Source organism: Pseudomonas sp. P105 (genome assembly GCF_032614175.1).
Classification (GTDB): Bacteria; Pseudomonadota; Gammaproteobacteria; order Pseudomonadales; family Pseudomonadaceae; genus Aquipseudomonas; species Aquipseudomonas rhizophila.
This window is the reverse complement of the sequence record NZ_CP126693.1, coordinates 3,129,591-3,150,932: the sequence shown is the minus strand read 5'-3', so window position 1 is coordinate 3,150,932 and position 21,342 is coordinate 3,129,591. Positions and strand designations below refer to the sequence as shown.

The 21,342-nt window shown below is 60.7% G+C and carries 19 protein-coding genes; 9 read left to right on the top strand and 10 right to left on the bottom strand.

The annotated features are described in order from the left end of the window. Positions 1–55: 55 nt before the first annotated feature. Positions 56–967 carry an AraC family transcriptional regulator gene (locus tag QOM08_RS14175; RefSeq protein ID WP_076384577.1) on the top strand — a complete coding sequence of 304 codons (912 nt, stop codon included), beginning with the start codon at positions 56–58 and terminating at the stop codon, positions 965–967. Here QOM08_RS14175 and QOM08_RS14170 read toward each other — a convergent pair. After that, positions 957–2,591, bottom strand: a complete 1,635-nt coding sequence (locus QOM08_RS14170) for a methyl-accepting chemotaxis protein (protein WP_047229127.1) — start codon at positions 2,589–2,591, stop codon at positions 957–959. The genes QOM08_RS14175 and QOM08_RS14170 overlap by 11 nt on opposite strands. A 270-nt stretch (positions 2,592–2,861) precedes the next feature. Here QOM08_RS14170 and QOM08_RS14165 point away from each other — a divergent pair, with 270 nt between their 5' ends. Further along, entirely contained in the window at positions 2,862–3,692 is an 831-nt protein-coding gene (locus QOM08_RS14165; protein WP_047229126.1) for an undecaprenyl-diphosphate phosphatase, read from the top strand. Continuing rightward, complete coding sequence (locus QOM08_RS14160) at positions 3,689–4,099, top strand: DUF1294 domain-containing protein (RefSeq protein WP_047229125.1); 411 nt, start codon at positions 3,689–3,691, stop codon at positions 4,097–4,099. Before QOM08_RS14165 ends, QOM08_RS14160 begins: the two co-directional genes overlap by 4 nt. Before the next feature lie 3 nt (positions 4,100–4,102). Here the strand turns inward: QOM08_RS14160 and QOM08_RS14155 are convergent, their stop codons facing one another. Further along, the gene (locus QOM08_RS14155) at positions 4,103–4,456 is read right to left on the bottom strand and encodes an MmcQ/YjbR family DNA-binding protein (RefSeq protein ID WP_047229124.1); all 354 of its coding nucleotides are present in this window, start codon (positions 4,454–4,456) and stop codon (positions 4,103–4,105) included. Next, on the bottom strand, positions 4,453–5,361 hold the full coding sequence (locus tag QOM08_RS14150; RefSeq protein WP_316911771.1) for a LysR substrate-binding domain-containing protein: 909 nt from the start codon (positions 5,359–5,361) through the stop codon (positions 4,453–4,455). The genes QOM08_RS14155 and QOM08_RS14150 overlap by 4 nt, the downstream gene beginning before the upstream one ends. A gap of 129 nt (positions 5,362–5,490) precedes the next feature. Here QOM08_RS14150 and QOM08_RS14145 point away from each other — a divergent pair, with 129 nt between their 5' ends. Beyond that, positions 5,491–6,099, top strand: a complete 609-nt coding sequence (locus tag QOM08_RS14145) for an FMN-dependent NADH-azoreductase (RefSeq protein WP_047229122.1) — start codon at positions 5,491–5,493, stop codon at positions 6,097–6,099. Positions 6,100–6,159: 60 nt separating this feature from the next. Here QOM08_RS14145 and QOM08_RS14140 read toward each other — a convergent pair whose 3' ends face one another. Then, positions 6,160–7,353: an MFS transporter gene (locus QOM08_RS14140; RefSeq protein ID WP_047229121.1), complete on the bottom strand. Its 1,194-nt coding sequence runs from the start codon at positions 7,351–7,353 to the stop codon at positions 6,160–6,162. 338 nt (positions 7,354–7,691) lie between these two features. Then, positions 7,692–9,281 carry an ABC-F family ATPase gene (locus QOM08_RS14135; protein WP_076384583.1) on the bottom strand — a complete coding sequence of 530 codons (1,590 nt, stop codon included), beginning with the start codon at positions 9,279–9,281 and terminating at the stop codon, positions 7,692–7,694. A gap of 403 nt (positions 9,282–9,684) precedes the next feature. Here QOM08_RS14135 and lpxO point away from each other — a divergent pair, with 403 nt between their 5' ends. Then, a complete protein-coding gene (gene lpxO, locus QOM08_RS14130; RefSeq protein ID WP_076386642.1) occupies positions 9,685–10,584 on the top strand; it encodes a lipid A hydroxylase LpxO in 900 nt (299 codons plus the stop codon). Positions 10,585–10,607: 23 nt separating this feature from the next. Here lpxO and ligD read toward each other — a convergent pair whose 3' ends face one another. Both ligD and QOM08_RS14120 read right to left on the bottom strand, forming a co-directional pair. Next, positions 10,608–12,593, bottom strand: a complete 1,986-nt coding sequence (ligD, locus tag QOM08_RS14125) for a DNA ligase D (protein ID WP_173406937.1) — start codon at positions 12,591–12,593, stop codon at positions 10,608–10,610. A gap of 33 nt (positions 12,594–12,626) precedes the next feature. Next, positions 12,627–13,517 carry a Ku protein gene (locus tag QOM08_RS14120; RefSeq protein WP_076384587.1) on the bottom strand — a complete coding sequence of 297 codons (891 nt, stop codon included), beginning with the start codon at positions 13,515–13,517 and terminating at the stop codon, positions 12,627–12,629. Positions 13,518–13,714: 197 nt separating this feature from the next. Here QOM08_RS14120 and QOM08_RS14115 point away from each other — a divergent pair, with 197 nt between their 5' ends. From QOM08_RS14115 to QOM08_RS14100, 4 genes are all read left to right on the top strand, one after another. Further along, the gene (locus QOM08_RS14115) at positions 13,715–14,056 is read left to right on the top strand and encodes a hypothetical protein (RefSeq protein WP_188250837.1); all 342 of its coding nucleotides are present in this window, start codon (positions 13,715–13,717) and stop codon (positions 14,054–14,056) included. Positions 14,057–14,103: 47 nt separating this feature from the next. Continuing rightward, on the top strand, positions 14,104–15,252 hold the full coding sequence (locus QOM08_RS14110) for a PQQ-dependent sugar dehydrogenase (RefSeq protein ID WP_305468466.1): 1,149 nt from the start codon (positions 14,104–14,106) through the stop codon (positions 15,250–15,252). A gap of 198 nt (positions 15,253–15,450) precedes the next feature. After that, a complete protein-coding gene (ilvA, locus tag QOM08_RS14105) occupies positions 15,451–16,458 on the top strand; it encodes a threonine ammonia-lyase, biosynthetic (RefSeq protein WP_080962918.1) in 1,008 nt (335 codons plus the stop codon). A 381-nt stretch (positions 16,459–16,839) separates the two neighbouring features. Further along, the gene (locus tag QOM08_RS14100) at positions 16,840–17,118 is read left to right on the top strand and encodes a DUF1652 domain-containing protein (RefSeq protein ID WP_047229116.1); all 279 of its coding nucleotides are present in this window, start codon (positions 16,840–16,842) and stop codon (positions 17,116–17,118) included. 79 nt (positions 17,119–17,197) lie between these two features. Here the strand turns inward: QOM08_RS14100 and QOM08_RS14095 are convergent, their stop codons facing one another. From QOM08_RS14095 to QOM08_RS14085, 3 genes are all read right to left on the bottom strand, one after another. Next, positions 17,198–18,136 (bottom strand): carbohydrate kinase, encoded by a 939-nt coding sequence (locus QOM08_RS14095; RefSeq protein WP_316913208.1) that lies wholly within the window; start codon positions 18,134–18,136, stop codon positions 17,198–17,200. A gap of 12 nt (positions 18,137–18,148) precedes the next feature. After that, the gene (gene xylB / locus QOM08_RS14090) at positions 18,149–19,636 is read right to left on the bottom strand and encodes a xylulokinase (RefSeq protein ID WP_316913207.1); all 1,488 of its coding nucleotides are present in this window, start codon (positions 19,634–19,636) and stop codon (positions 18,149–18,151) included. A 210-nt stretch (positions 19,637–19,846) separates the two neighbouring features. Continuing rightward, positions 19,847–21,328 (bottom strand): mannitol dehydrogenase family protein, encoded by a 1,482-nt coding sequence (locus QOM08_RS14085; RefSeq protein WP_076384597.1) that lies wholly within the window; start codon positions 21,326–21,328, stop codon positions 19,847–19,849. Between the last annotated feature and the right edge of the window lie 14 nt (positions 21,329–21,342).

Below are 21,342 nucleotides of genomic sequence, written 5' to 3'. Positions count from 1 at the left end.
TGAACCGACGCGCGCCGAGCGTAAGGTGCTGCCTACAGCGATAGAGACGCGCGACATGCCTGATCACCCAACGCCCCTGTTCGAGCAGCCACCCGCCGAACTTGAAGTCATCCTGCCTGAGCCCGAGCACAGTTTTCGCTGGTATGAGCACGACTATCCGTATCCGCTGGCGCGCTGGAACCACCATCCCGAATTCGAGATCCATCTCATTCGTCGGGGCAGCGGTAAATTGCTGGCGGGCGATTATATTGGTCCATTCGGCCCCGGCCACGTGGCGATGATCGGCCCGGGCTTGCCCCACGATTGGATGGGCGACCTGGCCCCGGGCGAGTACTTGGCTGGAAGGGACGTGGTGCTGCAATTCGATGGCGCAACGCTGTTGAGCCTGCGCCGGACGCTACCTGAACTCGGGGATTTACAGCCGCTGTTCGAAAGGGCACGACGAGGTCTGGTCTTCAGCGACGACACCGCGGTGAACGCCGCAAGGCTGTTGGAGAGCATCGGCCCGGCCCAGGGACTCGGGCGGCTGGCATTGTTTCTCCAACTGCTCAACACACTCAATCTCGCCCCGCAGGAGCAGGCCCAATGCCTGGCCAGCCCTTGTTATGCACCCAGCCTGGATGCCCGCAGTTCCGAACGCATCCACAAGGCCTTCGAGTACCTGCAGACTGAACTCACGGGTGACCTGCGCCTGTCGGTGATTGCTCGGCAACTGGGCATGAGCGAGCCCGGTTTTTCGCGTTTCTTCAAACGCATCACCGGACACGGTTTCATTGACCTGATGCGCAAGCTCCGAGTCCAGCGAGCCTGCCGGTTGCTGTTGCACAGTGAAATGCCGGTGACCGATATCTGTTTTGAGGTGGGTTACAACAACCTGTCCAACTTCAATCGGCACTTTCGCATCGAGATGCACCAGACGCCCAGCGAGTATCGATCAGGCGCTAGTGGCCAGGCCACTAGACCCTGAACTGCTTCAGCAACCCGTTCAATTGCTCACTCAGCGACTTGAGACGGGTACTCGCCAGGCTCGATTGTTCAGCCGCCAGGGCGGTGCTGTGGGAGAGGCCGGCGGCCTGGGTCACGTTCTGGTTGATGTCTTCCACCACATGGGCCTGTTGCAGCGTGGCGCTGGCGATGGAGGCGTTCAGGCTGTTGAGATTGCGCAGGGCCTGGCCGATGGCGTTGAGGCTGGCGCCGGCCAGCCCGGCTTGCTCAATGGTCAATTGCGAAGCACGGCTGCTGTCGCTGATGACTTTCACCGCCGCTTCGGAGTGGTTCTGCAAGCGTTCGATCATCGCCTGGATCTCGGCGGTGGACTTCTGCGTACGCTGGGCCAGCAGCCGCACTTCATCGGCCACCACGGCAAAGCCCCGACCTTGTTCACCGGCGCGGGCCGCTTCGATCGCGGCGTTGAGGGCCAGCAGGTTGGTCTGCTCGGCAATGGAGCGGATCACCTCCAGCACACTGCCGATCTGGGTGCTTTCGCTGGCCAGGGTACGAATCACCTCGACCGCCTGATCAATGGTCTGGGACAGTCGGTCAATCTGCTGCAAGCTGCCATCGATATTCACCTGGCCCTGCTGGGCCTGGGATTCGGCGTCGCGCATTTCGCTGGCGGCGTGTTCGGCATTCTTGGCGACGTCTTGCACGCCGTAGGTCACTTCGTTGATCGCAGTCGCCACCAGTTCCATCTGTTGCGATTGTTGCTGGCTGCGCTCCTGGGCTTGGGCGGCGTCGTTACCCAGGTCGTTGGACGATTGCCCCAGGGCCCTGGCCGAGTCCTGCAACTGGCTGACTACTTCGCGCAGTTTGGCGGTAAAGGCATTGAAATGCCGGGCCAGTTGCGTCACTTCATCCTGGCCGTGGGTGTCGAGGGTGCGGGTCAGGTCGCTTTCACCGCTGGCAATGTTGGCCATGGCATTGACCGTTTCCTGCAGCGGCCGAACGATGCTGCGCACGATCAGGGTCAGGAGCAGGCCCATGAGCAGGGTGATCGCCAGGCCGATCAGCGAAGCCTTGATCACTTGAGAGCGGAATTCGGCCTCCACGTCATCCACATACACGCCTGAACCGATGATCCAGCCCCACGGCTCGAACAGTTTGACGTAAGAGGTTTTCGCCACCGGCGCCTCGGCGCCCGGTTTCGGCCAGAGGTAATCCACCATCCCGGCGCCCTTGGCCTTGGCAATGGCGACCATCTCGTTGAACAGCGCAAAACCATTCGGGTCGCGAATCGCCGAGAGGTTCTGACCTTCGAGTTTCGGGTTGGTCGGGTGCATGACCATCACAGGCGTCAGGTCATTGATCCAGAAGTAATCACTCTGGTCATAGCGCAAGCCGCGCACCGCGCTAAGGGCCTGCTTCTGCGCAACCTCGCGAGTCAGGGTGCCAGCCGTTTCCAGACCATGGTAGTAGCTCAGCACGCCGCTGGCAGTCTGGACCACATGCTGGGTTTTCTGCACCTTGGCCTGATACAGGTCGGTGTGGATCTGCTTAAGCATGAACGCGCCTAACGTGAACAACATCACGATGGACACGACCAAGATGAGCCACAAGCGTCGGCTGATCGACACACTGCGCAAGCTATTCATACGCTGTCACTCCGGTTTCTTATTCTTGTCATCTGCGACCGCCTGAGTCTGGCGTCAGGCGGGTATGCCTTTGTGTCCTGAGTCATAACGCGGCAGCGTTATCAGGGCTTGTCTGATAGGATTTCGGCCCCGCGGCGCAAAACCTGAGCCTGTTCCGGTTTTTTCATTGGTTTTTTTGAGAAATCGCAGTCACCGTGCGCCTGCTGTTTACACCTGCATAACGCTTAAATTTTGATGAGACGTGCGCAAGCATAGTCTTTTGGGGGATGAATGGATTTGTGGACCGCCTTTCAGGCACTGATTCTTGGCGTGGTAGAAGGCTTGACGGAGTTCCTGCCGATCTCCAGTACGGGGCACCAGATCATTGTCGCGGACTTGCTCGAGTTCGGCGGCGAGCGCGCGATGGCGTTCAACATCATCATCCAGCTCGGGGCGATCCTGGCGGTGGTGTGGGAGTTTCGGCGCAAGATCTTCGACGTGGTACTGGGTTTGCGCACCCAGCCCAGCGCTCGTCGGTTTACGGCCAACCTGCTGATTGCCTTCATGCCCGCTGTGGTATTGGGCGTGTTGTTTGCAGACCTGATCCATGAATACCTGTTCAACCCGATCACGGTGGCCATGGCGTTGGTGCTGGGCGGTTTCGTGATGCTCTGGGCCGAGAAGCGCCAGCACACAGTGCACGCCGAAACGGTAGACGACATCACCTGGAAGGATGCACTAAAAGTCGGCTTCGCCCAGTGCCTTGCGATGATTCCCGGCACCTCCCGCTCAGGTTCGACCATCATCGGTGGCTTGCTGTTCGGGCTGTCGCGCAAGACCGCGACCGAGTTTTCATTCTTCCTGGCGATGCCAACCATGGTCGGCGCGGCGGTCTACTCCGGCTATAAATATCGCGAGCTGTTTGTGCCGGCGGATTTTCCGGTGTTCGCCATCGGCTTCGTCACGGCGTTCATTTTCGCCATGATCGCGGTCAGGGGCTTGTTGCTGTTCATCGCCAGCCACAGTTACGCCGTATTTGCCTGGTACCGGATCGCTTTCGGCCTGTTGATCCTGGCCACCTGGCAATTCGGTTGGGTGGACTGGACGGCGGCCCAGCCATGAGCCGTCCAGGCCGTGAGCCGGGCCCAGCCGTGCAGAGTTTGCGGCTCAAGCTCGTGGTATTTGCGCTGGTGTGCGCCTTGCCGCTGCTCGGGTCACTTTTGCTCGGGTTGCGTGCGGTGTCCTGGGTGCCGCTGACGGCCTACGGGCTCGTCAGCGTGGTGGCGTTTCTGTTGTACTGGAGCGACAAGCGCAAGGCCCGCGCTGACGCCTGGCGCACCCCGGAAAACGTATTGCACGCCGTGGAGCTGGCCGGGGGCTGGCCCGGGGCGTTGTTGGCTCAGCAAGTGTTTCGCCACAAGACTCGCAAGGTGTCGTTTCAGGTGGTGTTCTGGTTCATCGTGTTGCTGCACCAGGTGTTCTGGATCGACCAGTTATTCCTGGGCAGTCATCTGCTGATGCTTTTCTGAGCTTCACGACAGCAGCAAACCCACCTGGGTGCGCTTGGGCAGCTTGCTCACCACCAGTTGGTGGGAGCGCTGCAGCAGGCCACGCAGTTCATCGGCGCCCAGCGGGTAGGGCGTCTGCATGATGACCCACTGAGCCCGCGCCAGATAGGGCGCCGGGTGGATCCCCGGGCGGTCGCAATGCCCCAGGAACAGATCCTTGTCCACCTTGAACGCCAGTGATTCGCCCCGCAGGTTCTGCAGGGCGAACATCTTGTTGCCGGCAATGGAAAATACCCGCACGCCGCCCCATTTGTAGTCCTCCCTGGCGCCCGGCAAACCCAGGCAGAACTGCGCGACATCCTCTTCGCTCAAGCTCATATTTTTCTATCTCCACAGCCATCGAATGCTTCTACCAAGTGGTCGATCCACGCGCGCACCGCTGGCAACATGCCGCGTCGATGCGGATAGACTGCCTGCAGCCAGCCGTCCGGCAGCGACCACTCGGGCAACAATTCCACCAGTGTGCCGTCCTGCAGTTCCTCCTCGCAATACATGCTCGGCAACAAGGTGAAACCCAGGCCGGCGAGGACGCAGGCGCGGCGCACAATGAAGTCGTCGATGCCCAGCCGGGCTTCCAGGGCCAGTTCGACGGGCTCTGCGTTGGCCTTGAGCAGGCGCAGATGGACCAGGCGATCGGCGTCCAGCGCCCCGAGTATCGGCAGTTTCTTGAGATCCTCCGGGGTATTGATCTGCCGTCCTGCGACGAACGCTGGGCTGGCGACCATGATCAGCCGCGCCTGACGCAGCCGTCGCGTCATCAGCAGCGGGTCTTCGTCCCCCAGATCGCGCACGCGCAATGCCACGTCGATGCCTTCGCTCACCAGGTCTACCCGCCGATTGACCAGCATCATTTCCAGCTGCACTTGAGGGAATTTTTCCAGAAAGCTGGCGATCACCCCGCCCAGCATCTGATGAGCCAAACCCACCGGACTGGAAACCCGCAGGCGCCCGCGTGGCTCAGTGGACATGCTCGCCACGGCTTCATCGGCCATCTCGGCTTCCAGCAGCATGGCTTGGCAATGGCGCAGATAACGCTCGCCAACGGCCGTGAGCTTCAACTGGCGGGTGGTACGTTGCAGCAGTCGGGCGCCAAGGCGCTCTTCCAGTTCAGCGATACGCCGTGACAGCCGCGACTTGGGAATACCCAACAGGCGTCCGGCCGCGGCGAAACCACCGGCTTCGACCACTTTGGCGAAGTAGTACAGATCATTGAGGTCTTGCATATCGAGTTCTATTGTCCTGTCAGTGGAACGAACTATCGCATTAATACTGACTTATCGGCTATTGGCTTCATCGATAGGATTGTTCTCAATTGATCGCTTGGTCGCGATCCTCACTTGGAGAGCACTCATATGAAACTGTTGCACATCGACTCGAGCATCCTGGGCGACAATTCCGCGTCCCGCCAACTGAGCCGTGACGTGGTTGAGGCCTGGAAAGCTGCCGAAGCGGACGTCGTCGTGACCTACCGCGACCTGGCGGCCGATGCCATCAGCCACTTTTCCGCCCAGACCCTGATCGCCGCCGGCACCAGCGCTGAACTGCGCGACGCCGCCCAGAAGCACGAGACTGACCTCAGCGCCTCGACCATGGCCGAATTCCTGGCGGCGGACGCGGTGGTCATCGCAGCGCCGATGTATAACTTCACCATTCCGACTCAACTCAAGGCCTGGATCGACCGTATCGCCGTGGCCGGCCAAACCTTCCGCTACACCGAAGCCGGCCCCGAAGGCCTGTGTGGTGGCAAGAAACTGGTGATCGTTTCCACCTCTGGTGGCCTGCATGCCGGCCAGCCAAGCGGCGTGGCGCATGAGGAGTATCTGAAGGTCATGTTCGGTTTCCTCGGCATTACCGACATCGAGTTCGTTCGCGCCGAGGGCCTGGCTTACGGTGACGAAATGCGCAGCAAAGCCATAAGCGAAGCCAAGCTGCAGATCAGCGAGCAATTCGCCGCAGCTTAAAGACCGCGCAAAAAACACCAGGCCTGGGCGAACCGGCCTGGTGGGTTTGCACAAGGTCGATCAATAAGCGGCTGTTTCGGTACGGCGCCGCAGCAGTAAAGTCAGCCCCAGTCCGATGATCGACAGCAGTGCCGCACTGAAAAAGATCGAGGAATACCCCAGATTCAACGCCACCGCGCCCATCAAGGGGCCGGCAATCGCCAGCGCCAGATCGAAGAACACCGCATAGGCGCTCAGTCCTGCGCCACGGCTGGTATTCGGTACTTGTTTGATGGCTTCCACACCCAACGCCGGATACACCAGCGACAGCCCGAAACCGGCCAGCCCCGCGCCAATCAGCGCGAACGCGGTAGAAGGCGCCAGCCATAGCAACACCAGCCCCAGGGTTTCTATACACATACAGGCAATGGCCGTCCTGAAGCCTCCGAAGCGGGCGATGCTGGAAATGAACAACAAGCGCGACAGGATGAAACAGACGCCAAACACCGTCAGGCACCAGGCTGCACCCGTCCAGCCGCGACTGACATAAAACAACGTGATGAAGGTGGTGAGCGTACCGTAGCCGATCGACGCCAGGCACAGGCTCGTCCCGTACGGTGCAATACGCCCGAACACCGCCCAAAAGGGCAGGCGCTCGCCACGAATGACCGGCACCGATGGCTTGTTGCGTATCAACAGCAGCGCCGCGCCGGCCAGCAGCGACAAGGCGATCCCCAGGCTGACAAAGCCCAGCTCACTGACCATTACCACTCCCAGCGGCGCGCCGATGGCAATGGCCCCATAAGACGCGATGCCGTTCCATGAGATCGAGCGGGCCGTGTGTTCGACCCCCACCTGGCCCATGCACCAACTGATGGTGCCCACGCCAATCAGGCCCTGAGCCACCCCGAGCAGCAAACGCCCGGCGATCAGGATCAACAGGCTCAGCAGTGGAAAGCTTTGCAGCAGCGTCGAAAGCAACGTCAGCAAACCACTGAGGACGATCCCGTACAGCCCATAAACGATCGCCCGCTTGGTGCCGATACTGTCCGACAGCCGCCCGGCCATGGGCCGACTGAGCAGCGTCGCCAGATACTGGGAGCCGATGGTCAGCCCGGCCACCACGGCACTGAAGCCCAACTGTTCGTGGACATAGCCCGGCAACACGGCAATCGGCAGGCCGATGCAGAGAAAGGCGATGAAGGTATAGAAGACGATGGAGATGATCTGCCAGGTGATCGACAGGGAACTGGGGGTGGATGGGTGTGTTGGCATGAGGCTCGTTCGCGGGCAGCGGTAAGAGGGGCTCATCATGGCGCGCGGCGGGAATAAAAGAAAGCAGGCTAACGGTTTGCCCGGGTGGTGATAGTGCCGACGCTATCGCGAGCAGGCTCGCTCCCACACTGGCCGCAGGGCTTGGAAGAACATCGGTTCCTTGTGGGAGCGAGCCTGCTCGCGATGACGGTAGGTCGGCCAATACCAAGTCGACTGAAACGGCCAAATCGCAAGCAAGCTGTGCTCCCACAAGCGGTTCTACCTTGAAAACAAAAAGCCCCGTCACAACGGACAGGGCTTTTCACTTGCAGCTTGAAGCTTACAACTCGACGCTGCTCTTAAATCAGCACACCCTGGCTGCGCAGGTAATCGTCATAGGTGCCGCTGAAGTCGATCACGCCATCGGCGCTCAACTCGATGATGCGGGTGGCCAGGGACGATACGAACTCACGGTCGTGGCTGACGAAGATCAGCGTGCCCGGGTAGTTTTCCAGCGCCAGGTTCAGCGCCTCGATGGATTCCATGTCCAAGTGGTTGGTCGGTTCGTCCATCACCAGCACGTTCGGCTTTTGCAGGATCAGCTTGCCGAACAGCATGCGACCCTGTTCACCACCGGAAATGACTTTGACCGACTTGAGGATCTCGTCGTTGGAAAACAGCATGCGGCCCAAGGTGCCACGAACCAGTTGTTCGCCGCCCTGGGTCCACTGGCCCATCCAGTCGAACAGGTTGACGTCGTCTTCGAAGTCGTGGGCGTGGTCCTGGGCGTAGTAACCCAGTTCCGCGGCGTCGGTCCATTTCACAGTACCGGCGTCCGGCTCCAGTTCATTGACCAGGGTGCGCAGCAACGTGGTCTTGCCGATGCCGTTCGGGCCAATGATCGCCACGCGCTCGCCGGCTTCGACGGTGAAGCTGAAGTCCTTGAACAACGGCTTGCCGTCAAACCCTTTGGCCATGCCTTCGACAATGACCGCCTGACGGTGCAGCTTCTTGGTCTGTTCGAAGCGAATGAACGGGCTGACACGGCTCGATGGCTTGACCTCGGCCAATTGGATCTTGTCGATCTGCTTGGCACGGGAGGTGGCTTGCTTGGCCTTCGAGGCGTTGGCCGAGAAGCGGCTGACGAACGATTGCAGTTCGGAAATTTGCGCTTTCTTCTTGGCGTTGTCCGACAGCAGTTGCTCGCGGGACTGGGTCGCCACGGTCATGTACTCGTCGTAGTTGCCCGGGAACAGGCGCAGCTCGCCGTAGTCCAGGTCCGCCATGTGGGTGCAGACACTGTTCAGGAAGTGACGGTCGTGGGAGATGATGATCATCAGGCTCGAACGCTGGGTCAGCACGTTTTCCAGCCAGCGGATGGTGTTGATATCCAGGTGGTTGGTCGGCTCGTCCAGCAGCAGCACTTCCGGGTCGGAGAACAACGCCTGGGCCAGCAGTACCCGCAGTTTCCAGCCGGGCGACACTTCGCTCATCGGGCCGAAATGCTGCTCGATGCCAATTCCCAGGCCCAGCAGCAGTTCACCGGCACGGGACTCGGCGGTGTAGCCGTCCATCTCGGCGAATTCGGTTTCCAGCTCGGCCACGGCCATGCCGTCTTCTTCGGTCATTTCCGGCAGCGAATAGATGCGGTCGCGCTCGGCCTTGACCTTCCACAACTCTTCGTGGCCCATGATCACGGTGTCGATCACGGTGAATTCTTCGTAGGCGAACTGGTCCTGGCGCAATTTACCCAGGCGCACGTTCGGCTCAAGCATGACCTGGCCGCCGGACGGTTCGAGGTCGCCGCCGAGGATCTTCATGAAGGTCGACTTGCCGCAACCGTTGGCGCCAATCAGACCGTAGCGGTTACCCGCGCCGAACTTGACAGAGACGTTTTCGAACAGTGGCTTGGCGCCGAACTGCATCGTGATGTTAGCTGTAGAGATCAAAGGTTTATCCTGCGGAACATTCAGAGTAGCTAAGGGTGCGGCAGTACCTGTTCAGTACCTGTTTGCGCAGGTCCCGACCGCGCGAAAGCTTCGCGGTCGCAAGCGCAAGGGTCCATCCGGCATAAGAGGACAGCAGCATACGGAGCGCTTGACCCAAATAGACGTACGCCGAAGCCGGAATCCGGTATCGGCCAAAAAGGGGGCGCGTAATGTTTGGCGGCAATTGTACTGATCTGGCCGCGTTAACGATAGGGTGTAACCCAGGCAAGACAGTTTTTCACAACGCAGGGATAACCTTTGGTTACGAGTTGTGGCTAAATTGCCGTCTCACTTACGCCATTCCCCACGCTGTTCGGCTGTGCGGGAAGTGGCAGCCTGTCCACTTTTGATGTGTGCGGATACTGTGAAACTCATCATTGCCGCGATCTATCTTCTCTCTATCGGTTATGTGCACCTGCGCGGGCGCGTTCGGCACAAGCTCGGACGCCAGTTGAGCGACCACTCGTCCTTCCTTGCGCCGATCAACTGCCTGCTTTACCTATGCTCGAAACTGCCCAACAAGCCTTTCCTGAACCCGGCGCAGTTTCCCGACCTGAGCCCGTTGCAGGCCCATTGGCAGGAGATCCGTGCCGAAGGCCTGAATTTGCTGCGAGCGGGGGAGATCAAGCGTTCCAACCAGTACGACGATGTGGGCTTCAATTCGTTCTTCAAGACCGGCTGGAAGCGTTTCTACCTGAAGTGGTACGCCGACAGTCATCCCTCGGCCATGAAGCTGTGTCCGCGCACCACTGAACTGGTGCAGAGCATCGGTTCAATCAAGGCGGCGATGTTCGCCGAACTGCCACCGGGCTCCAAGCTGGTTCGTCATCGCGACCCGTATGCCGGGTCCTACCGGTATCACCTGGGTCTGGAAACGCCCAACGATGCCGGCTGCTACATCAATGTCGATGGTGAGCATTACCATTGGCGTGATGGCGAGGCGGTGATATTCGACGAGACGTTCATTCATTACGCCCAGAACACCACGCCTCACAATCGCATCATTCTCTTTTGCGACGTGGAACGCCCCATGAGATTTCGCTGGGCCAGTGCCTTCAACCGCTGGTTCAGCCGCACCGTGATGGCGGCCGCCGGAGCGCCCAATGACGCCGGAGACAAAACCGGCGGCCTGAACCGGGCGTTTTCCAGGCTTTACAGGATTCGCCTGCAAGGCAAGGCGCTGAAGAAGCGCAACCGCAAGCTGTATTACTTGCAGAAGTGGGCGTTCTTCGGCGGTCTGCTGGCGGTCTTCATCTGGATATGAGCGGGTGACTCTCCGTACCTGCGTCATTCCCCAGGTTTTTGCGCATCCAGTTGCTCCCACATCCTGGCCGTGATTCGCTGGCGATGGTTGTACCCCTCCCAAGGATCGGCGCCCAGGTTTCTGGCCCGTTCCAGGGCCGTATAGATGTCCCACTGCTGGGCGTTACGCAGACCGTCAAGCTCGGCCCGGGCAATCGGCACGGATACCGGCAGACCTGGCCGAGCGCGCACGGAATAGGCGCTGACGGTGCTGGCGCCCCGGGCGTTACGCAGGTAGTCGACAAATATCTTCCCGACACGATTCTTCGGCCCCATGGTCGCGGTGATCCGCTGCGGCATCTGCCGGGTCATGAACAGGGAGATGGCCTTGGCGAAAGCCTTGGTAATGTCCCAGCCTTCACTGCGCGCCAGCGGCACGATGACATGCATGCCTTTGCCTCCGCTGGTTTTGAGGAAGGCCTGCAAACCCAGTTCGTCGAGCACCGAGAGGGTCAGGCGAGTCGCCTCGATCATCGCGCTCCAGGGCAGCGACGGGTCGGGGTCCAGATCAAGAACGAACAGGTCCGGCGTCTCGATCCGATCATGCGTGGCGGCCCATGTGTGCAACTCCACCGTGCCCATTTGGGCCGCGCTGACCAGCGACTGCACACTGTCGATTTCCATCAGCGCGGCATGCCCGGGATCCAGTCGCGGATCCAGCTGTTTGATGTGGGGAATGTCCAGGCGATCGGCGTGTTTCTGAAAGAACTGCTCTTCGCCGATTCCCTCTGGCGCCCTGAGCAGGGCAACCGGGCGCTGCTTCAGGTGCGGCAGAATCCAGGGAGCGATGTCCTCGTAGTACTGCGCCAGTTCGACTTTCTGCACGCCGCTGACACTGTCGATGACGCGCTCAGGGTGGGAAATCTCCACCCCTGAGACCTGTACGCTACGGGCTTTGCCGCGAGGCGTGGTTTTGGCGGACAGGGGTTTTATCGGAACTGGCTGCTGACGCACAACCTTGCTTGCCGGTATGTCGTTCTGTAGATCCAGGAACACCGCCTGGCGCACCAGGCCGTCGCGGGTCCAATCAGCGAACTCGACTTCACAGACCTCGGTTGGCTCTACCCAATGCACGCCGCGGCTTTGCGCGCTGCTGACCGGTGCGACCAGTGGCGAATCGTCCCGCTCCAGGCTACAGAGTTGCTCGTGCAGTTGTTTGAGCCGGGCTTGTGCGAACCCTGTGCCGACACGGCCGGCATACATCAATCCCTCGGGCCCGTTGACCGCCAGCAACAGTGCACCGAAACCATTGCGCCGACCTTTGGGGCGGGTGAAGCCGACGATCACGAACGGCTGGCGCAGACGGCACTTGAGTTTGATCCAGTCGGCGCTGCGGCGCGACACATAGGGGCTGCCCAGGCGTTTGCCGATCACGCCATCGAGTGCGAGGGCGTTGGCACTTTCAAAAATGTCGTGCTGGTTGGCGGAAAACGACTCAGAGAAGCGCAGGCGCTTGCTGGCATTGTTCTTCAGCGCCTTCTTGAGGGCTGCCCGGCGTTTTTCAACCGGCGCCTGGCGCAGATCGACGCCATTTAAAAAAGGCGCATCAAACAGGACGTACACCAGGTCTACCGTGCGGCCAATCTCGAACGACTGTCGCAGGGCCACAAAGTCAGAGTGGCCGTCGTTATCGAGCGAAACGAGGCCGCCGTCGAGCCAGCTGTCACCCAGATTCAGCTCAGACAACGCATCGGCGTGCAATTGCAGTCGGTCGGTCCAGTCCTGTTGATTGCGGCTGAGCAATCGCACTTGACCCGCTTCAATGCGGGCCATCAGGCGATAGCCATCGAACTGGACTTCATAACGCCATTCACCGGCCGGGGGCTGCTCAACGGGGGTGGCGCGTTGCGGCAACAAGCGCTCGGGAAGGGCACTGCTACCGGTCTGGCTCTGCCGGGTGCGCTTGCGGCTGTGCTTGTGCTCCGGCTCGGCACCGGACAAACGGGCGTATTCACTCTCGGCCTTGGCCATGACGGATTCCCTTGTATTGCTGGCGCCCGGGGATTAGCCCCGGGAGGCCTTGGTGGCTTTTTTCGCGGGAGCGGACTTGCTGGTCTTTGCGGGCTTTGCAGCGGTTTTTCCGGCAGGCTTTTCTGGCGCCTTGCCCTTGCCGCCCAGGCTGCGTTTGAGCAGTTCGGTAAGGTCGATGACATCGGCGCTCTTGCGTTGCTCTTCACCCGGATCGGTTTCCACCGCCTCCAGGCGGCCTTCTTTGGCCTTTTTCTCCACCAGTTCCATGATCTTGTCTTCGAAGCTGTCCCGGTACTCTTGCGGTTCCCAATCGGCGCTCATGTCCTGCACCAGCCGCTTGGCCATTTCCAGCTCCCCCTTGGCCAGGGTTGGCTTGATGACTTCATCGCCCAGTTCCAGGATGTCGAGTTCGCGCACTTCGGCGGGCCAGCGCAGCATCACCAGCACCAGCGCAGACTCCAGCGGCATCAGCGCTGCCAGATGCTGGCGGGTATGCAGCACGACATGGGCCAGCGCCACCTTGTTGGTCTTGATCAGGGTTTCGCGCAGCAGGGCGTAGACCTTGCCGCCGCGTTTGTCTGGCGCCAGGAAGTAGGGCGTGTCGATGTTTTGCAGGGGAATTTTGTCGCTGTCGACGAAAGAAAAAATATCGATGGTCTGGGTGGACTTGGGGTGGGCAGAGCGAATCTCCTCTTCGCTCAGCAGGACGTATTGGCCCTTCTGGTATTGCACACCCTTGACGATATTTTCCTTGGTCACCTCCTTGCCGGTGACCTTGTTCACTCGCTTATAGCCAACCGGGTCCATGCTGCGCTTGTCCAGCCAGTCGAAATCCACCCCCTGGGAGGACGTGGCCGACACCAGCGCCACAGGAATGTGGACCAGTCCGAAGCTGATTGCGCCTTTCCAGATTGCCCGTGCCATGGAGGGGTTTCCTTGCCGATGAATGAGTCATTCAGGTGACCTTGCGGCGTTCGCAAAAGTTTCCATGGAGCGCCGGTTGACCGCCCCGCATTGCCTTCGAGACGCTTGGTTACATCTTCGGACGGACATTTCCCTTAACAACGGCGAACCGGCGGCGTAGCGTGCTTTCGATATGCCTGAATCCAAGAGGTGCTCCGATGAACAGGCTGCTACTCGCTCTCATGACGCTGTTGCTGACCACCGCCGCCCACTCGGCAACGCCCGACTGCGGGGCCATGGTCCTGGCCCAGAACCTGCCAGGTAACAACAATCCCTATAACAGCCCGATCCGCCGGGCCAATCCCAACAGCATGCAGGGCACCCGGCCCAACGTGCCGATGATCCATAACAACCCGACCGTTCCCGTTCCCCGGCCACCCACGCTGGAAAATGGCGGTATCGGCAACGGGTATCCCCGTTCCGGTCAGCCTGCCGGCTCGCCACGGCCTACCATCAAGCCCAATCCACCGCCGAGGGACACCTCAAACGACATTCGCTGAGTGCCGAGCCCTGGCAGTCTTTATTCACACCACAGAAGGAAGTGTGCATGTTGCGTAAAACACTCCTGGCCGCATTCTGCGCCAGCGCTGTACTGACTCTCGCCACCCCGGCGTCTGCCGCGCAAAGCCGGCAACTCAAGAGCGAGGAGGGCACGGTGGAGGTGACCACCGTGGTCAAGGGGCTCGAACATCCCTGGTCCGTGGCTTTCCTGCCTGATCAACAGGGCATGTTGGTGACAGAGCGAGCGGGCAACCTGCGTCGGGTCAGCCCTGACGGCCAGCTCTCGGCACCATTGAACGGCGTACCTGAGGTCTGGGCCAGAGGCCAGGGCGGTTTGCTGGACGTCGTGCTGTCGCCGGACTTCAAGCAGGACCGCACGGTCTACCTGTCTTACGCCGAGGCCGGCGATGACGGCAAGGCAGGCACCGCCGTGGGCCGTGGGCAATTGTCCGAAGACCTGCAGAGCCTGAAGAATTTCAATGTGATTTTCCGCCAGCAGCCCAAGCTTTCCACCGGGAACCACTTTGGGTCGCGCCTGGTGTTCGACCGGGACGGCTATCTGTTCATCACCCTGGGGGAAAACAACGAGCGGCCCACGGCCCAGGACCTGGACAAGCTCCAGGGCAAGATCGTGCGCATCTACCCCGACGGCAAGGTGCCGGACGATAATCCGTTTGTCGGTCAGGCAAACGTACGCCCCGAGATCTGGTCCTACGGCGTTCGCAACCCCCAAGGGGCGGCGCTCAATCCCTGGAACGGTACGTTGTGGGAGAACGAGCACGGTCCCAGGGGCGGCGATGAGCTGAATATCATCGAACGCAGCAAAAATTACGGCTGGCCGCTGGCGACTCACGGCATCAACTACTCTGGGGCGCCGATCCCGGAAGCCGGCGGCAAGACCGCCGAAGGCACGCTTGGCCCTTTTCATGTATGGGAAGTGTCACCCGGGCTGAGCGGCATGGCGTTCTATGACAGTGACCGCTTCAAGGCCTGGCAACACAGCGTGTTCATCGGTGCGCTGGTGTCCCGGAATCTGATCCGCCTGGAACTGGAGGGTGACAAGGTCGTGCACGAAGAACGCCTGCTGGGTGAGCTTGGCGAGCGCATCCGCGACGTGCGCCAGGGGCCGGATGGTTTCCTGTACGTACTGACAGATGATGACGATGGGGCGCTCTATAAAGTCGGGCTCAAGTGATTCGCAACAGTGCCCATTGACTTGCCAGCCAGCGGCAGGCTAATTTCCAGGCATGACCAGCACCGTATTGCGTAGCCAGCCAAGCATTATTACCGCCATTCCTTATTTGGCGGGCTAGCTGACGACTGCACCCAACCCGCCTCCGAGGCGGGTTTTTTCTTTCTGTCTCCGGAGTTTTGTCCAAACCAGGAGACCGCCATGCCTACCACCCGCCCCGAGCAAGCCCTGCTAGAACATTACGTCAAGAAGATCCTGGCCGCGCCGGTGTACGAACTGGCCGTACGCACGCCGTTGCAAGCGGCCACCGGACTGTCCGAAGCCTTGGGCAACCGGATCCTTCTCAAGCGTGAAGACCTGCAGCCGACTTTTTCTTTCAAGATCCGTGGCGCCTACAACAAACTGGTGCAACTGACCGCCGAGCAACGGGCTCGCGGTGTCATCACCGCTTCAGCGGGCAATCATGCCCAGGGCGTGGCGCTGGCCGCGCGGGAGCTGGGCATATCGGCCAGCATCGTCATGCCACTCACCACACCGCAGCTCAAGGTGCTGGGCGTGCGCAACCGGGGCGCCGAAGCAGTGCTGCACGGGGAGAGCTTTCCCTTTGCCTTGGAATACGCACTGGAGCTGGCCCGACAGACCGGACGAGAGTTCGTTTCGCCCTTCGATGATCCGGACGTGATCGCCGGGCAGGGCACCGTCGCCATGGAAATCCTGCGTCAACACCCAGGCAGCCTGGACGCGATTTTTGTCCCGGTCGGTGGCGGGGGGCTGATTGCCGGGGTCGCGGCCTACGTCAAGTACCTGCGCCCGGAGGTTCGCATTGTCGGGGTGGAGTCACAACATTCCGCCTGTCTCCAGGCGGCGCTGGCAGTCGGTGAACGGGTCAGTCTGGCGAGCGTGGGAACCTTTGCCGATGGCGTGGCTGTCGCACAAATAGGGGCCTACGGCTTCGACATCTGCCGTTTCTGCGTTGATGACGTGATCACCGTCACTGACGACCAATTGTGCGCAGCCATCCGAGACATCTATGACGATACCCGGTCGATAACCGAGCCCTCGGGCGCCTTGGCGGTCGCCGGCATCAAGCAGTACGTCGCCCAGACCGGCGCGCGAGGCCAAACACTGGTGGCAATCGATTCCGGCGCGAATATCAACTTCGATAGCCTGCGCCATGTGGCAGAGCGGGCTGGCGCCGAAGTCATTTGACGTTTTTTACGCGACGTCACACTTTTTTCGAAGCAGCCGACGGGTGCCCACTCACCCCTGCGCAATAGGGTCTAATCTAGCTTGCGACAGGATCACTGGCGATTGCAGTTTGCATGAGGAAAATCCCGCTTCCTTGCAATTTGCACGCGCGCTCTCACAGTCCTGGACGCTAAGTAGTTGATTTGGATCAATCGGGATTTTCTTTAAAGCAGGCATATTTTTTGCGGGATGATTAGGGAGTCGCTGCACGGGCTCATTAATTAGAAAACGCCAAGAACGAACGAACGGCACGGCATTCGTAGTCCCAGTCCGCAGGGAAGAACGGACGAAAATACCGCCGTCGTGAACATAAATTGGCCGCCTCAACAGGAGAGAGTCGCCATGTTTTTATCTGCCCTCGAAATGCGAAACATCATTGAAAGCAGCTTGCTGCCCAAGCGCTCGCAATGCACGTTGTCACCTGATTTGTCGATGACAATCAAGATCTATGACGATCATGAAACCGATCGTGTGGCATTGATCAAAACCGATATCGATGCCAATAAACTCAATGGCTGCCGGGCAATCAACGACCTGATCGCCGAGTTGCGCTCCGAACTCGACCAAAATCACCACACCGGTAATCACTTCCATCAGCAACACCGCATGACCGGGCGCTGATCACGGCCTTGTCTTCCCAGGAATCACCTCCGGGTTCGGTCATTGTCCGAACCCGGTGCCGTGCTTTTTCCCAAACAGCTCAATCCAATTGTTGCCGGTAAGGCAGATCCGGTCCGGTCCGGCCGCATGTCAGCGCAGCTGCGCGCATGGCAAAAGCGAGCATCTCGCTCACCTGCTCACGGGTCAGGGTATGCAGGCCTTCCACCGAATCCAGTTGGTGCTCGGTCAGCCAGGTAATCAACGCCGCCTGGAAAGTGTCTCCTGCGCCCACGGTATCGGCGATCTGCACCGAACATGCCGGCATTGACCAGGAACCGTGCTGGCGGCTGAATACCGTCGCGCCTTGACTGCCACGGGTAAGGAACACCAATTGGCAACGGTGCTCCATCCAACGCTCGATGATGGTCTGTGGCGGTTGGTCGGGATAAAGAAGACTCAGGTCTTCGTCGCTGACTTTGATCAAATCGGCATATTCGACCAGCGTTGCGATTCGCGAGCGCCACAGTTCGATGTCCGGTTGCGGGTTGAGTCGCACGTTCGGATCCAGGCTGACCAGGCGTTTACCGCTCTCGCGTCGCACCAAGGCCAGTAGGGTGTCGGCAATCGGCTGCACCACAAGAGAGAAGGAGCCGACATGCAGCCCCCGTACGTGCTCACCGAGCACCGGTAGGTGGTCCAGGCCTAGTTGCCGGTCCGCGCATCCTTCACCGCGAAAGCTATAGTGGGGCGAACCGTTGGCACCGACCGCCACCATTGCCAGGGTCGTAGGCGCGTCGAAGTCCAGTGCGTACTCGGTGCTGACACCTTCGGCAGCCAGGACCTGATGCAAGCGTCGGCCCAGGTAGTCCGTGGACAGCCCGCCAAACAGTGCCGATTCCACGCCCAGGCGTCGCAACCCGACTGCCACGTTGAACGGCGAGCCGCCCGCGATGGCTTTGAAGTTGACCTGCGACGCCTGACCGCCCATCTCGTTTTCGCTGAAAAAATCAAACAGTGCTTCACCACATACCAAATACATAGTTCTTTTATCTCAAAGGGTTGCGATACGTTCTTGATAGTTGGCATAAGCTTTTTGCGATGCTGCGACCTGCTCGGTAATGGGCCGGGTTTCGCTGGCTGGGTCGAGCTTGACACAGCGCTCGCACAGATCGGCCAGGCTTTGCTGTGAGCCTGCATGGCACCACGCCGCCTGAATCGCCGCACCCAGGGCGGCCGCTTCGCTCTGTTCAGTGCAAATGACCGTGGTATCCATGATGTCGGCGACGATCTGCCGCCAAACCGGGCTTTTCGAACCACCGCCGATCAAGCGGATGCTCTGGGCCTCGAGCCCGTTGGCGCGCAGCAGGTCCAGGCCATAGCGCAAACCGAAGGTGGTGCCTTCGACCACCGCCCGGCACAGATTGGCCCGGGTCAGGTTGGTGGTGGTCAGCCCGAAAAGGCTGCCGGTGGCATGGGGCAGGGCGGGAACTCGCTCGCCGTTGAGAAACGGCAGCATGCACACGCCTTCGGCGCCTATCGGGGCCCTTGCCACCAAGGCGTTGAAGGCGTCGATGTCCAGCTCCAGCAGCTCGCGCATGGCCCCGGTGGCGTTGGTCAGGTTCATGGTGCAGATCAGCGGCAGCCAGCCGCCGCTGGATGAGCAGAAGGTTGCCACCGACGGCTGCGGACTGACCGCAGGTTCGGCGGCATAGGCGTAGACCGTGCCGGAGGAGCCCAGGCTCATGGTGATCACGCCGGGCTGGATGTTGCCGGTGCCGATAGCGCCCATCATGTTGTCGCCACCTCCGCTGGCCACCAGCGCGTCGGGATTGATGCCCAGGTGCGCGGCAACGGCCGGCAGGATCCGCCCGACCGGCTGATGGGCCTCGATCAGCTCCGGTAATGCCGATTGCAGCCGACCGCTGGGATCGATGTGCTGCAGCAACCGCGCGTCCCATTGACGGGTGCGTACGTTGAAATAGCCGGTGCCCGAGGCGTCGCCGTATTCGCTGCAATGGCGGCCGGTGAGCCAGTGATTGAGAAAGTCGTGGGGCAGCAGGATGCTGGCGATGCGTTCGAAAACCTGGGGATGCTGCTCCCGCGTCCAGAGCAGTTTGGAAACCGTGTAGCCCGGCGCGATCACCACGCCGAGGCGTGCGAGACTGCCGTCTTCACCCCCCAGGTAGGCCAAAAGCCGATCGTTTTCCGGCGTCGTCTCGGTGTCGCACCACAGCTTGGCCGGGCGCAAGACCTGGCCCTGGTCGTCAAGCAGCACCAAGCCGTGTTGCTGGCCGGACACGCCGATGCCGAGGATCGCCTGGCCATCGACCCCGGCGGCGGCCAGGGCTTGGTGAGTCGCCTGGGTGAATGCATCGAGCCATTGCTGGGTGTCTTGTTCACGGCGACCGTTGGCCCCGCTGATCATGCTGTGGGCAGCGGCACCCTGGCCGAGCACCTGGCCGCTGAGCGTATCCAGGATCAGTGCCTTGGTGCCTTGGGTGCCGCAGTCGATGCCCAGGAACAGTTGTTGGTTTGCCATAAAAACCCTCGGATCAAAGAACAAAACACAGAACTTGTGGCCAGGGAATACCTGTGGCGAGGGGATTTATCCCCGCTGGGCTGCGAAGCGGGCCCAATGTATCTGCGGCTTCGGTGTAGGCAGCACGTCTGGGGGCCGCTTCGCGACCCAACGGGGCGGTGCGACGTTTCGCTAAATCCCCTCGTCACAGAAGCGGATTGCGTGCGCAGTTTAGTCCGCGTCAGCCAACACTCGCTCAAGCGTCCGCGTGACCCCGTGTTCGCGCAAGCTGTTGCAGCACCACTCGAAGGCTGCCACGAACTCGGGCGAGTGGGGAATGGCCGTACCGAAAATCTCTTCGACCTCCAGCAGGCGCTGGGTCACCAACGCATCGTCGGCCACCAGCGCCTGGCAGAACGCCGCCCGCGGGTCCGGGATCGAATACGTCACGCCGTTCTCATCCACGCCCTTCAGGTACACGGCCCAGGCCGCCACCACCAGCGCCGCGCGACGGGTTTGGCCGCCGTCGGCAATCAAGCGGTTGATCGTCGGCACGGTGAATTTGGGAAACTTCGACGAGCCGTCCGAACACACCCGCTCCAACTGGTCGGCAATTGCCTGGTTGGAAAAACGCTCCACCAGCGTGTTCTTGTAGTCGGTCAGGTCGATCCCTGGCACGGGTGCCAGTTGCGGGGTCACGTCCAGGTCCATGTAGGCACGCATGTAACGCACGAACAGCGGGTCGTTCATGGTTTCGTGGACGAAGCGATAACCCTTGAGAAAACCCAGGTAGGTCAGCGCCAGGTGACTGCCGTTGAGCAATTTGATTTTCATTTCTTCATAGGGCGAGACGTCATCGGTGAACTGCACGCCGACCTTTTCCCAGGCCGGGCGACCGTTGACGAATTTGTCTTCCAGGACCCACTGCACGAAAGGCTCGCAGACCACCGGCCAGGCATCGTCGACCCCATGCTCGTCATGCAGTTGCAGCCGGTGGGCGACGCTGGTCATGGGCGTGATGCGGTCAACCATGGCGTTGGGGAAGCTCACGTGGCGATCGATCCATTGGCCCAGCTCGGCGTCGCGCAACGCGGCGAATGCCAGCAGCGCCTTGCGGGTCACGGCACCGTTGTGCGGCAGGTTATCGCAGGACATCAGGGTGAACGCCGGGGTGCCGGCGGCCCGGCGCTTGGCCAAGGCTGCGCAAAGGAAACCGAAGACGGTTTTCGGCTCGTCAGGATGGGCCAGATCGTGCTGGACCTGCGGCAGGTGGGCCATGAACTCGCCGTTACTGTCGTCGATGCAATAGCCGCCCTCGGTAATGGTCAGCGAGACGATGCGGATTTGCGGGTCGGCCAGTTTGTCGATCAGGGCCTGGGCGCCGTCTTCGGCCAGCAGCATGTCATTGATGGCTCCGATCACCCGGATTTCGGTGTCGTCGGTGTCCCCCAGCTCGTACAGGGTAAACAGGTAGTCCTGGCTGGCCAGGTCATCCCGGGCGCGGCGATCTTCGGCCCGCAAGCCCACGCCGCAGATGGCCCAGTCCAGGTCGGTGCCGGTGTTCATCAGCGCATCAGTGTAGTAAGCCTGGTGCGCGCGGTGGAAGCCGCCGACGCCGATGTGGGCGATGCCCTGGCTGATCTCGCTCAAGGAATAAGCGGGCAGGGCGACCTCAGGGCTGAGGTTGTGCAGGTTCTGTCGATTGAGTTTCATCACAAGTCTCGGTA